The sequence below is a fragment of the Caballeronia eucalypticola genome, assembly GCF_047608185.1.
Lineage (GTDB): Bacteria > Pseudomonadota > Gammaproteobacteria > Burkholderiales > Burkholderiaceae > Caballeronia.
On record NZ_JBLKRU010000039.1, the window covers coordinates 1 to 12975 of the forward strand.

10 protein-coding genes and 1 pseudogene are annotated in these 12975 nt (G+C 59.3%); 5 read left to right on the top strand and 6 right to left on the bottom strand.

Annotation, left to right across the window (positions count from 1 at the left end):
- Window positions 1-446: transposase (locus ACMX25_RS31180; protein ID WP_414953766.1), on the top strand; the 446-nt coding region annotated here is incomplete at its 5' end.
- 124 nt (window positions 447-570) lie between these two features.
- Here the strand turns inward: ACMX25_RS31180 and ACMX25_RS31185 are convergent.
- Window positions 571-1556: pseudogene (locus ACMX25_RS31185) on the bottom strand (LysR family transcriptional regulator).
- 168 nt (window positions 1557-1724) lie between these two features.
- Here ACMX25_RS31185 and ACMX25_RS31190 point away from each other — a divergent pair.
- Together ACMX25_RS31190 and ACMX25_RS31195 are read left to right on the top strand one after the other, a co-directional pair.
- Window positions 1725-2435: an SDR family NAD(P)-dependent oxidoreductase gene (locus tag ACMX25_RS31190; protein ID WP_414953767.1), complete on the top strand. Its 711-nt coding sequence runs from the start codon at window positions 1725-1727 to the stop codon at window positions 2433-2435.
- Between the two features lie 74 nt (window positions 2436-2509).
- The gene (locus ACMX25_RS31195) at window positions 2510-2746 is read left to right on the top strand and encodes a tautomerase family protein (protein ID WP_414953768.1); all 237 of its coding nucleotides are present in this window, start codon (window positions 2510-2512) and stop codon (window positions 2744-2746) included.
- A 75-nt stretch (window positions 2747-2821) separates the two neighbouring features.
- Here ACMX25_RS31195 and ACMX25_RS31200 read toward each other — a convergent pair whose 3' ends face one another.
- The 3 genes from ACMX25_RS31200 to ACMX25_RS31210 form a co-directional block, all read right to left on the bottom strand.
- Window positions 2822-4297: an N-acyl-D-amino-acid deacylase family protein gene (locus tag ACMX25_RS31200; RefSeq protein ID WP_414953769.1), complete on the bottom strand. Its 1476-nt coding sequence runs from the start codon at window positions 4295-4297 to the stop codon at window positions 2822-2824.
- Between the two features lie 21 nt (window positions 4298-4318).
- The gene (locus tag ACMX25_RS31205; RefSeq protein ID WP_414953770.1) at window positions 4319-5794 is read right to left on the bottom strand and encodes a M81 family metallopeptidase; all 1476 of its coding nucleotides are present in this window, start codon (window positions 5792-5794) and stop codon (window positions 4319-4321) included.
- A gap of 876 nt (window positions 5795-6670) precedes the next feature.
- Window positions 6671-7900, bottom strand: coding sequence for an MFS transporter (locus tag ACMX25_RS31210; protein ID WP_414953771.1), 1230 nt, complete (start codon window positions 7898-7900; stop codon window positions 6671-6673).
- A 307-nt stretch (window positions 7901-8207) separates the two neighbouring features.
- Between ACMX25_RS31210 and ACMX25_RS31215 the strand changes: the two genes are divergently transcribed.
- Together ACMX25_RS31215 and ACMX25_RS31220 are read left to right on the top strand one after the other, a co-directional pair.
- Window positions 8208-9125 carry a LysR family transcriptional regulator gene (locus tag ACMX25_RS31215; RefSeq protein ID WP_414953772.1) on the top strand — a complete coding sequence of 306 codons (918 nt, stop codon included), beginning with the start codon at window positions 8208-8210 and terminating at the stop codon, window positions 9123-9125.
- Between the two features lie 118 nt (window positions 9126-9243).
- Complete coding sequence (locus ACMX25_RS31220) at window positions 9244-10494, top strand: D-amino acid dehydrogenase (RefSeq protein ID WP_414953773.1); 1251 nt, start codon at window positions 9244-9246, stop codon at window positions 10492-10494.
- Between the two features lie 33 nt (window positions 10495-10527).
- Here the strand turns inward: ACMX25_RS31220 and ACMX25_RS31225 are convergent, their stop codons facing one another.
- Together ACMX25_RS31225 and ACMX25_RS31230 are read right to left on the bottom strand one after the other, a co-directional pair.
- Entirely contained in the window at window positions 10528-11916 is a 1389-nt protein-coding gene (locus ACMX25_RS31225) for an FAD-binding oxidoreductase (protein WP_414953774.1), read from the bottom strand.
- 111 nt (window positions 11917-12027) lie between these two features.
- On the bottom strand, window positions 12028-12927 hold the full coding sequence (locus ACMX25_RS31230) for an NAD(P)-dependent oxidoreductase (protein ID WP_414953775.1): 900 nt from the start codon (window positions 12925-12927) through the stop codon (window positions 12028-12030).
- Between the last annotated feature and the right edge of the window lie 48 nt (window positions 12928-12975).

The following is a 12975-nucleotide window of genomic DNA, read 5'->3' on the forward strand; positions in this document are numbered from 1 at the left end:
GCAAACAGGAGCTCTCGCAGTTGTACGCCAGGCGTTGGAACGTGGAACTGGATCTACGTAACATCAAGACGACGATGGGTATGGACGTACTGCATTGCCAGACTGCCCACATGAACGAGAAGGAGATCTGGGTCCATCTGCTGGCCTATAACGTGATTCGGTTGTTGATGGCTCAGGCCGCGAGCCACTATGCCACCGATCCGAGAACACTGAGTTTCAAACACACCGTGCAGTTATGGACTGAATGGCTGGCCCGAGGTCTGGCAGCAACCCACGACCAGAGTCTGCTGTTCAACCTGATCGCGCAGTCTTGCGTTGGGAATCGTCCCGGTCGCATCGAACCACGAATGCGCAAACGAAGACCGAAGTCTTACCCATGGCTGAAAGAGCCTCGTCACATCGCACGCGAGCGCGTCCGACAATATGGGCACGCGCCACGGGCTTAAGTAAGTGCCATTCTGGCTAGAGGGGGATTTTCACAGCGCCCCGCCGGTTTGTAGTGGTCAAGTATTGTGGACACCCGCCAAGCGGATTCCGCAAGGAACTAGCTTCGTATAACACCGGCGGCGCTCACGCGCCGAGCCTCTCCACCAGGAAGTCGACAAAACTGCGCACGCGCGAAGTCAAATGCCGGCCATGCGGATAGAGCAGGATGAACGGTCGCGAACAACCGCCATATTGAGGGAGCAATTCCTTGAGTGTTCCGTCCGCGACGTCCTTCTCCACGACGAACCGATACGTCTGAAATAACCCCGCGCCATGACGCGCCAAGGTCACGCCGGCGAGCACATCGCCTGATGATCCATAACCGCCCCGCGTCACGATTTCTTCAAAGCTGCCGTCTCTATTGAACGCCCACGGTATGTTGCGGCCGCTGCTTGGCAACTCGAACTGGATGCACTCGTGGTTAATCAAATCGTCCGGGGTTTTCAGTTTGTGGGCTCGGCGCAAATACGCAGGGGACGCCACGACCACCAGTTCCGAATCCTCGAGTTTTCGTGCACTGAGGCCTGAATCCGGGGGGCACGTCCGCGGATCGCGAGGTCAAAGCCCTCGTCGGCGAAATCGATATTGCGGTTACTAAGGTGCGTTTCCACTGTGACGCCGGGATATCGCTCACGGAATTCCGCCAGCAGAGGAAGGACACGATAGTGCGCGTACGGCGTAGGCATGCTGATCCGCAAGACGCCGGCAGGCGTGGTCTGTTCCCCTGTTGCTTCCCGCTCTGCATCGACAAGATGTCCAAGCGCCAGCCGGCATTGTTCCAAGTAGCGCTTTCCCGCGTCCGTTAGCCGAATCTGTCGTGTTGTCCGGACGAACAACTGCACGCCGAGGCGTTTCTCAAGACCCGCTACAGACCGGCTGACCGCAGCAGGATTCACGCTCGCAGCCGCCGCAGCAGCGGTGAAACTTTCCAGTTCAGCCGCGAGGCAAAACAGCTCGATACTGCCCAGAAGAAGGCCTTCAAATTGACGCTGCATAGTCTCTCGATGAGATGGATTCCGGCCGTTAGCCGTGGCCCGAATGATCGCGAAATGGTGCCCTAATTCGAGCATTCCTGCATGCCCTATCGGTTCGCCTGATTTGTTCTTGTCACGCAAGACTGTTTGTCCATGACGGGTATTCGAACTCGACGTTCGCGCGCCTAGACTGCGTTCAGCACTTCCGGATACCGTCAGTCGGGACGGTCAAGACAGCTGAATTTACTTGATTAGAGGCTTACCATGAGCGCATCACAAAAGGTTGTAGTCATCACTGGCGCGTCGCAAGGCATTGGCGCAGAACTGGTCAAGGCTTTCCAGGAACGCGACTACCGCGTTGTCGCAACAGCGCGAAGCATCAAGCCGTCGGACGACGCTAACATTGTCACGGTGGCGGGTGATATTGGCGACCCTGCAACGGCTCGTCGCGTCATTAGCGAAGGCGTGGCACGCTTCGGCCGCATTGATACGCTGGTCAACAATGCCGGCATTTTTATCGCTAAGCCTTTTACTCAATACACCGCGGAAGACTACGCGGCAATTACTAGCGTCAATCTCTCTGGTTTCTTCTACATCACGCAGCTCGCGATTGCTGAGATGGAGAAAAATTCGAGCGGCCACGTGGTCAGCGTCTCGACCACCCTGGCAGATAGCGCGATTAGCGGCGTGCCGTCGGTACTGGCATCGTTGACGAAGGGCGGCCTGAACGCGGCCACTCGATCCCTCGCGATCGAGTATGCAAAGAGCGGTATTCGCGCGAACGCCGTCGCGCCGGGCATCATCAAATCGCCGATGCACGCGCCCGAAACGCATGCGGCGCTCGGCGCACTTCATCCCATGGGTCATATGGGCGAGATGAGCGATGTCGTGAACGCCATTTTGTATCTGGACTCGGCTCCGTTCGTGACAGGCGAAATCCTGCATGTCGACGGCGGCCAGAGCGCCGGTCACTAAGCGGTCGTCACTCAGTCAATTCCGGGCGCCGGCAGTCGGCGCCTCTTTCGTGAGTCACTATAGGAGATAGCGGCATGCCCATTGTCACCATTCAAGTTACCCGCGAGGGTAGCAAACCCGGACAGGACTCAGTCACCGCGGAAGAGAAAGCGCAGCTTATCAAGGGCGTAAGCCATGTACTGCTCGACGTACTGAACAAGCCGCTCGAAGCGACCTTTGTCGTGATAGAAGAGGTGGCTACCGAGAACTGGGGTTGGGGCGGATTACCGGTTAATGAGTACCGTAAGCTGCGAGCGGCGAAATCGTCGTGAACGTTTTGGTTAGCGAGTTTTACGTCAGGCCGAACGAGCGCCATGTTGTGCCACGCAAAGCGCTCAACCCTTCCTTTAAGCTTGATTCAAGCGGGATCGGACAAGCACTTCCCCCGCCCGCGCGCCGCAGTGTTCGCCTCGCCACCACGTCAACTCGCCGTTCACGATGACCGCTTCAACGCCGTCTGCAGCGACGGCCGGCGTATCGTAGGTTGCCCGGTCCTTGATCGTGGCGGCATCGAATATGACGACATCGGCGTGGTTACCCGTTTCAAGCGTGCCGCGTCCCGTCAAGCCAAAGTTCCTGGCCGTGAGGCCGCTCATTTTCCACACTGCAGTTTCCAGCGGAAACAGGCCGACGTCGCGGCTGTAGTGTCCGAGCACACGCGGAAACGTACCCCACAGGCGCGGATGCGGCTTCTCGCCTAACGACAGTCCGTCTGACCCGATCATCGTTTCTTCGAATGCGAGGATACGGCGAACATCGTTCTCGTCCATGCTGAAGTAGATCGCGCTTGCCGGTTGCAAGCGCCTGGACGCCTCGACGCGGCTTACGCCCCACTCTTCTGCAATCTCACCCAGATCGCGTCCCGCCAGTTCGGGATGCGCTTCACTCGTTGCGATGCGCACGCGTCCCTGCAATTTCGTTTCATCGGTATGAAGCATGGTCGAGCTGGCGTCATAGGGATAACAATCGAGTGCGACGCACTGGCACTGCATGGCGGCGCGTATCAGCGGCAACGTAAGCGTCGATTTGCCGAAATTTACCTCACGCTGCAGCTTGTGATGTGAAATCACGACCGGCACGTCGAGCGCACGGCCGATCTCGAACGTCTCGTTAAGTGAGTCGATACAACCATCGGCTTCGTTGCGCATGTGCGTCACATAGACCGCGCCGGTGCCGGTCAACGGGCGGCAGACGCTGATCACTTCCTCCATGGGCGCAGCGGAGGCTGGCGGGTAGTATGTACCCGTCGAAACACCGATTGCACCGGCTTCCAGTGCTTCGCTTAGCAAGCCCTGCATCGCTTGGATCTCGTCGCTGTTGGCCTCCCGATCGAGCGAATCCATTGTCATCACGCGCAGGGTGGTATGGCCCACCATGGCGGCCACATTGACCGACGATGGAGAACCGCGAACCGCGTCGAGATAGTCGGCGAAACGCGAAAAAGTAGCGTGTGACGCGTGTTCGTCGCCAGTCAACAAACTCAACGGCATGGGGTGCGGCGAATCCGGACTCAGCGGCGCAAGGCTGATGCCGCAGTTGCCGGTTATGACCGTGGTAACGCCCTGCGAGATCTTGCAGATCATCTGCGGATCGAAGAGGATGGCGGCATCGTCGTGAGTATGTGAATCGATGAAACCCGGGGCAACAATTCTTCCCGTCGCATCGATGATCTTCGCCGCTGTATGCGCGCGCAGGTCCCCGATCTCTGCAATGCGTCCGTGGCGAATGCCCACGTCGGCGTCAAAGCGTGGCCGGCGCGTGCCGTCGATCACCGTACCGCCGCGGATGATCAGGTCGAATATATCGGATTCCTGATTAGACATAAGAGAGTCTCCGTTACTTGATTATTTTGTGCCCGGCCGGTGTTGAACAGGCCGGTTCTGAATGGGCCACTTCGGCAGCTTGATCTTTTTATACGGTAATGCTGACCAGTCGGGGCTCGCGGAACCGGGTGCGCCAACGTAGATGATCTCGTGAGCAATGGTTGCGAACGACGCGTGAAAGTGCTGCGCCGATTTGACCACGACGATTTTCTTACTCGCCGGGTCGCACCCGAGCTGCGTGAACAGGTCAATGTTCAGCGCCTGCGCGCGGCGTGTGGACAGCACAATCTCGATGCCTTGCAATTCGACCAGCGCACAGTCGCCGAGCGGAGATGGCGTGCCCGCCTGACCGGTCATCGTCATGTCGGGGAACACCGCGCGCACCAGGCATCGCCCATCGACCGGCGTACCCGACTGCGGCCCGATCTTGCCGCCGATCCGCAGATCCAGCGTTGCGCCAACGCCGGCATCCAGCGCGATGCTGACCGCAACCGGATCCCACAACGGCCCGAGCGCTGCGTCGCCAATACCGCGCGCCAGCATGCGCTGCAGGATGAAGGTCGAGTCGCCCGCGGCGCCGCTGCCCGGATTATCTGAGCGATCTGCCAGGACGACTGGCGCGCTATCGGAGGCCAGGGCGCGGTCGAGCGCGGCGTCGATATCGAGGTAACGCACGAGCAACGCGTCGCGTAGCGTGATGACTTCATCGGCGAAGCGCCTTGCAATGGCTTGCGCCGTGGGGGCATCGTCGTCTGAATAGACCAGGACCTTGGTGCCCATGTCCTTGACATCGCCCGTTGCGAAGCCCTGCACGATTGAGATCGACAATATGCCGTCGCACCCTTCTAGGGCCTGGGCACGATCTGTCAGCGAGCGGCCGGGTTCGCGCGTGGTATGAATTGGCACGACCATGCCGCAGTCGACGACCGCCGCAACCGGGTTGATTTCGCCGAGCGCGGTGCGCTGGCAGAGATCGGCCAATTCAAACGCCCGCTCGAGCACGTCGGTATGCGGGTACTCCTTGAACATGATGAGTATGTTGGCATGGTTGACCATTGCTTCGCTCAAGTGCGCGTGCGGGTCGAGTTCTGCGCCGATGATGGCGTCGGGGCCGACTAGTTCCCGGACTTCGGCTAGCAGGTCGCCTTCGCAATCGTCGTAGCCGTCGGCCACCATGGCGCCGTGGAGGCCGAGCAACACAATGTCGATGGGTAAGGCCGCGCGCAGGTCGGACAGCAACTCGTCGCGCAGGGTTTCATACGCTAAGCGCGTGACGACGCCACCAGGATTCGCCGATGCAACCAGGCCTTCGATGACGGTCCAGCCGTAGGACGTTGCGCGTTGGCGTGCCGCCCATAGGGGACCTCCGAAGAAGGTCATTTCTTCGGGGTGCTGCCCGGCTGGGAAGTAGCCACGATCGTGGAACGCACCGAGGCCCGTTGGGATGGGTGCGAAGGTGTTGGTTTCAGTTGCGAGGCTGCCGGTGAACACGCGCATTTAGAGAGGTCCTTTCGTTCGCACTTTGGGGTTGCTGGTCGGGGTTAGTGTCGGGTTGCACGGGTTCTGCGTTAGCGATCTGGTTCATTGCCGGGTTGCTGCTTTCCAGGTCTTTGCGCGTTATATCTTGGCTGATTTCTTTATCACTGTTAGCCACTGCGCGTGGCGGCGCGTCATTTCTTTGTCCAAAGCGACAAAGAAACGAAGCAAAGAAAACGCTTCTAACAGCTCTACCCTAAGTGTCCACAGCGTGCAGTTTTTATTCATGGGTGCCCCAAAAGCACGGTGCTCGCAAGAGCTTAGGATGTGTGAAACCCTCTTTCTCCGAACACGGATACCCCACGCTTCGCCACCAGTGAGTGAACCTGCCCGAAGAGCACCCCGCGCTATCCGCCTAGAACCAGCCACCGAATTTGTACGCACTTCAAACCACGTCGCCAACCCTCCTTGAAACGAGGTCACCGAAACGCGTGAGGCCGTGCCGGTTCGTGGAACACGGGTGCTTGCCCGAGAGCGTGCGGGGCGAAGCGTTTTACTGTCAGGATTCGCGAGAAGGAGGGGTTCAAACATCCTCCGCTCTTGCGAGCACCGTGCTTTTGGGGTACCCATGAATCAAAACTGCACGCTGTAGACACTTAATTTTTAGAGAGGTGAAAGCGTTTTCTTTGCTTCGTTTCTTTGTCGCTTTGGACAAAGAAATGACGCGCCGCCACGCGCAGTGGCTAATAGTGATAAAGAAAACATCTAACGCGCGCAGACCACTAACACCGAAAGCAGCAACCCGGCATAGACCCCGACCACTAACGCAAAAACCTAACACCCCAGCACCGACCCCGACCGCCCGCCCCCCCCCGAGTGCGAACGAAAAACCACTGTTCATGTCTGCAAACTGAGCACCGCCAGGTCCCTTGCCGGACTCCACGTCGAAGCCACGAGCACTGCTAGAATCGCCGCGACCAGCAACAACCAGAACGCAGCAAAAAACGAGCCCCCAAACGCGGCGATGAGCGCACCCATCGCAACCGGCGCGATCGACCCTGCAATCTGCCCACCAAAGTTCATCAACCCTGTAGCGCTGCCAATCAAATGTTCCGGAAAATGCCTCAGCGGAGCAGAAAAAACCGTCGCATAGACAAAGTTGAACGCCAGCGAAAACAGCGTCCAATAGACCAATAATAGCGAGATCATGGTCGTCGTGATCATCAACGCAAGAAACACTGCGCTCATCAACGCGCCCATCATCAGAAACAAACGCTCACGGCTCTTGCCGTATTTATCCAGCAACGCGCCCACCACGTTAGTACCCGCAAACGCGATCAGGTTCGGCACCGTCACCGCCAAACTAATATGAAGCAAATCGATATGGTAAGTCTTCATCAAATACGACGGCATCCACGACTGCACACCAACGTACAACATACTCGTGAAGAACCAAATGGCAGTCAGCTTCCAGGCCATCCGGATGCGCAGCAACGAGCGCCACAAATGCTTGGGCCGGTTCGCAACCCGCGCCCTTTGCTGAGCAACCCCACCACGCAACGAAAGCCAAAGGATCATCGCGACAAGTACGCCCGCACCGGCAAGAATATGAAACGCCCCACGCCACCCAAGATGCACGACAGTCAGCGCGATCAAGCCAGACCCGGCCGCATTGCCAAGAAAGGTAGTCGATATCAGGAACGACTTGGCGCGCGCCCGCTCGGGCTTAGGAAATACCTCGGCGACCGTCACCGAGCTGGCCGGCGAGAAGCTGCCCTCGCCCATGCCGAACATAAAGCGGATTGCAAGCAACGAACCAAACGACCACGCAAGACTCGTCGCGCCGGTGAAAACCGACCACATGACAATACATAACACCACGATAATCCGTGAGCCAAAGCGGTCCGACAACCAGCCGCCAGCAAGCTGCATAAATGCATAACTCACGTAGAACGCGCTGAGCAACATGCCGGCTTGCCGGGTATCGAGAGCAAATTCATGGCTTATAGGAATGATCGCGGTGCTCATCAGGATCCGGTCCGCGTAGCCGACAGCCCACGCGAGGAACAGACCCGATAAACACACCATTTTTTGCGTCCGGGAAAACACATACCCCGCAGACTCCATAAACCCTCCACACCACGTTAGCGCTACATACTCGACCAGGTACCCGACAATCTCACGCGATAACTCCTACGGCCATCCGGGGCGCGGGACCGGTCAGCAGGCCAAATATGAGGGCGCGCGCAGACCACGTCTAATGAAAATAAAATTCCAAAATATAACCCTGCGTTATAGGCAGCCGATAGGCAACTGACAGGCGAGCTATAAAGAAGGCTTACAGGATCCGTAAGCAGGCCAGGTCAAAGCCGTGTTCCAAACAATCGAGCCGTGCCGTAAGCTGCTTGGGCGATGTCAATCCAGGGAGACTCAGGTGCGTTTGCGACATATCGAAATTTTCAGCGCGATCATGCTGACCGGGTCGACCAACGGGGCGGCCAAGCTCCTGCACATCTCGCAGCCCGCTGTCAGCAAGATGCTGCAGCATGCCGAGCAGTCCGCCGGATTCGCCTTGTTCCTGCGCAGCAAGGGCAAGCTGGTGCCAACCCCCGAAGCGCTGCGGCTACGCGAAGAACTCGGCCCGTTCGATGAACAACTGAAACGGATCCGGCGCCTTGTCGCAAGTCTTGCACACGGCGCTGACCGGCCGTTGCGGATCGCCGCTACACCCGCCCTTGCCCACCACGCGTTGCCGCAGGTCATGGCGCGATGGTGCCGCACGTTCCCGCAGTCGAAGTGCGAACTGAGCGTCGCGCACACCCGCGAGATCGAACATGCGCTGCTGCTCGATGAGATTGATCTAGGGCTGACCATGCGGCCCGTCTCCCATCCCAACCTGGTCGCCACGCCGGTATGCGAAAGCACGCTGTGCGCCATTGCGCCGGCTGGCTGGTGGAAAAACAAACTGCTCGACCAGCCGCTGACAGCGGACGATCTGGCGGGGCAACCGCTAATCACTATCGATCCAGACGACTACCTTGGGTCCATCCTTTCCGCATGGCTTGCGGACGCTGCCGAGCCGCCCGTCAGCAATCTCTCGGTGCAAACTTATCCGCTTGGGAAGTCGCTGGTGCAGCAGCGCATTGGCATCGCGATAGTCGATTCGTTCACGGCGAATTATCCCGCGCATCATCCGGACATCCAGATCCGGCCGCTCGCAATCGACGAGACCCTGCAGGTTTATGCGGTGACGGAACACTCGCGACCGCCGCCGCAATCGGCGGAGCGGCTCATCCAGTTTCTGCGCGACGACGCGCCCGGGCTATCGGCCGGTGAGTCGTCACGGAGTTGATATGACCGCGCAGGCCCTCTATAACCGATGGCTATAGCGCGAGCGCTGGTCGATATTGGACGCCGTTTGCGCGCTGCAGAACAATGTCCTCCAGCTCAATCAACCATCGACCCATCCCATGCATGTGCTCGTACTCGGAGCAGGAGTCACCGGTCTGGCCACAGCCTGGTATCTGCGGGAAGACGGCCACACCGTCACCGTCGTAGAACGCAATGAGGACGTTGCACTCGAATCCAGCTTTGCTAACGGCGGCCAGCTTTCCTATAGCTATGTCGCCCCGCTCGCCGGTCCAGGCGTCCTGTCAAAACTACCTTCCTGGTTGCTGCGCGGCGACTCGCCTATCCGCTTCCGGCCGCGCCTTGATCCAGACCAATGGCGCTGGCTCGCGCAGTTTGTCCGCGCGTGTACACAGCACAAAAGCGAGCTGTCCACCCGGCGCTTGTTAGCGCTCTCCTTCCTGAGCCGTGACTTGATGCGGCAACTGCAGATCAGCGAACCAGGCTTGCAATTCAGCCACTCGAATGCCGGCAAACTCGTCGTACACCGCAAGCGCGCTTCATTCAATGCAGCGTTGCGACTACTCGATTACCAACGTTCGCTCGGTTGCGAACAGCAAGCCCTCGACACGCGCGAATGTGTGCAGAAAGAGCCCGCATTGGCGCATCTTGCAGGTCAATTGGAAGGCGGCATCTTCACGCCTGGCGAAGACAGCGGCGACTGCTACCAGTTTTGTGTCGCGATGACCCGCCTGCTAAGAGCGCGCGGTGTTGAGTTTCTTCTCGGAACGAAAGTCACCGCCTTGCGCCGCACGAGGGGCGGCTCAAGGCGCGTCGAAGTGTTGGCCGGCAACAAGGTTATCGAAGCCGATCAGATCGTGTTGGCAGCGGGCGCCCCCAGCGCGGCGCTGCTCAAGCCGCTAGGCGTGCGAGTCCCGCTTTATCCGCTGAAGGGCTATAGCCTGACCACTCAGGTCGCCTCAGACGGCCGCGCGCCGCATATCAGCATCACCGACTTCGAACGAAAGATTGTTTATGCTCGGCTCGGCGACCGGCTAAGGATCGCCGGCATGGCCGACGTCACCGGCCGCAGTGCCGATATTGATCCGTCTCGCGTCGCCACGCTGCGCGCCGAATCGGCTGCAGCGTTTCCCCATGCCGGTAATTTCGACGAAGCGACGGTCTGGTGCGGCCTTCGGCCAGCCACGCCGCACAGCACGCCGATCATCGATTCAACGCAATACGAGAACCTCTGGCTTAACCTCGGACAAGGCGCGCTTGGTTTTACGCTTGCGCTTGCAAGCGGCCGCTCGATCGCCGATCTGATTGCAAAGCGGCATCCGGCAGTGCCGCTCGACGGTTTTACGTTGTAAGCGAAAACCACGCCGAGGGTGCGGTGCTCTAAGCTAGAAAATCTTGCCGGGGTTCAAAATGCGCGCAGGGTCCAGTGCCTGTTTGATCGCGCGCATCGACGCTACGTCAGCCTCCGAACGCGTCAAATGCAGGAAGTGCTTCTTCTTGATGCCGATCCCGTGCTCCGCGGAAATGGATCCCCGGAAGTCCCGCGTCACGTCGTAAATGACCTGATCGATGGCATCGTGACCCGACTTCGGCATGTCGGGCACATCCACCACGATATGGATATTCCCATCGCCGAGATGGCCGTAGATCATGATCGTGGCGTCGGGCCATCGTGCACGTAGTTCCGCCTCGCAGCGCGATGCCGCCTCGCCCACTTGCGCGATGGAAAAGCTCACATCGTAAGCGGCATTATCCGGAATGAAGCGTTGATATTCGCCGGGAGCATCGCGGATCGCCCAGAACGCCTTCGCATGCGCCTCGTTCGAAGCCAGCGCTGCGTTGGTGACGATGCCCTCCTCCAGCATCGCAGCCAGAAATTCTTCGAACGCTTCGCCATGACGAACAGGATCGGTCCCCACGCTTTCCAGCAATACATAGAACGGATGCGGCGAATCGAGCGGAGCACGCAAACTGTCCAGGTTGGCAAGCACGGTATCGTAGTAACCCGCCCACATGACCTCGAACGCCGACACGCCTGGAGCCAGGCCTGCCTGAGCGCGTCGGAGCAGCGTGGTGACGGCGTCGAAGCTGGGCAGGCCACACCATGCGGTAGCCGTTGCCGTAGGCTTTGGCCGCAGGCGCAACACCGCCCGGGTGATGACCGCGAGCGTGCCTTCGCTGCCGATCAGCAAGTTGCGAAGATCGTAGCCGCTGTTGTCCTTGATCATCTTGTTGAGGCCGCCGACAATCGCTCCGCTCGCCAGCACGGCCTCGATGCCCAGCACCTGGTCGCGCATCATGCCGTACTTGATGACCCGATTCCCACCCGCATTGGTGGCGAGATTTCCGCCGATAGAACAACTGCCGCGCGCGCCGAGATCCAACGGAAAATAGAAGCCGGCCGCGCTGGCCGCTTCCTGCACCACTTGCAGAGGCGTGCCGGCCTGAACCGTCATGGTGCCCGACACAGCGTCGATCTCCACAATCTGGTTCATGCGATCGAGGCTCAGCGCGACCTCGCCACCCCTTACATTAGCGCCGCCCACGAGTCCCGTCAGGCCACCTTGCGTAACGACTGGTTGAACGTAGCGAGCACAGATTTCGAGCGCTGCCGCGACCTCGCGCGTGTCCCGTGGCCTGATAAGTGCAAGCGGCACCGCGCTCGGCAGTCCGCTCCAGTCCTTCACACGACGGTCGCCAAACTCATCCGGCAACGCCACGACCTGTGCGCCAAGCGCATCCCGCAACGCGCCGACTGCTTGATTCACTTCCATGCCTGGTCTCCTCGATGCACGGCTTCCCCGTAGTCACTGCAAAAGTAACACACGGCGCTTTCCACGCACAGCAAGAGACCTGCAGCACGTTTCGGGCGTCTTTAACCACGTTTAACCAGCGAGGCCCTTGCCATCCGACCAGCTCTCTACATACTTGACGAGTTCAGTCATGTCGCGTGCTTTGCCGTCCTGCATGCCCGCGTAGTTCCATACTTGACGTGCGGTGCTGCCGACCCACATTGGCACGCCGAGCGCCTGGCATTCTTCCACCGCAAGTCCAATGTCCTTGCAAACGCTCCCGATCGGGAAGCCGAAATCGAATGTGCCCGGCAAGACCTGCTTCGGGAATTTATCGAGCGTCGCGCCGTTCTTGCCGCTACCCGCATTGAACACCGACATCATTACTTCGGGATCGAGCCCGCCCTTCACGCCAGCCACGAAAGCTTCCGATGTAATCGCAAACGCCGTGGACGAAAGCATGTTGTTCAGCAGCTTGATCAATTGCGCCTGACCTGGCTTCTCCCCTACGATGAACACCTTGCCGAAGACATCGAATAGCTCGCGCACCTGAGCAATCGCTTCCGGTTTCCCTGCGACCATGACGGCGAGCGTGCCTTTTTGCGCGCCGGCCGCGCCGCCGCTAATGGGGGCATCGACTGTTTCAATGCCTTTTTCAAGCAGTCCGGCCGCCACTTCCTGTTCCGTTCGCGAACCGACTGTGGACAGGTCGACCAGAACCTTGATCACCTTGCCGGCGATCAGCCCGTCTGCACCCAATGCGACGTCCTTGAAGATGGCCGGCGTGGGAAGACTCGTGAAGACAATGTGCGCGCTGTCGGCCACTTCCCGTGCGCTGCCCGCCACTTGCGCGCCGAGCGCCGATAACTCCGCGAGCGCCTCTTCGTTGCGATCGTAGATCACGAGAGAATGACCGTGCTCGATCAGGCGACGGGCCATGGGACGCCCCATGACGCCGACACCCACAAAACCTAACTTCTTATTCTCCGACATGATGCTTCCTCGACAGTGATGAATGGTGTGCCCTCCGCATACGCTTAT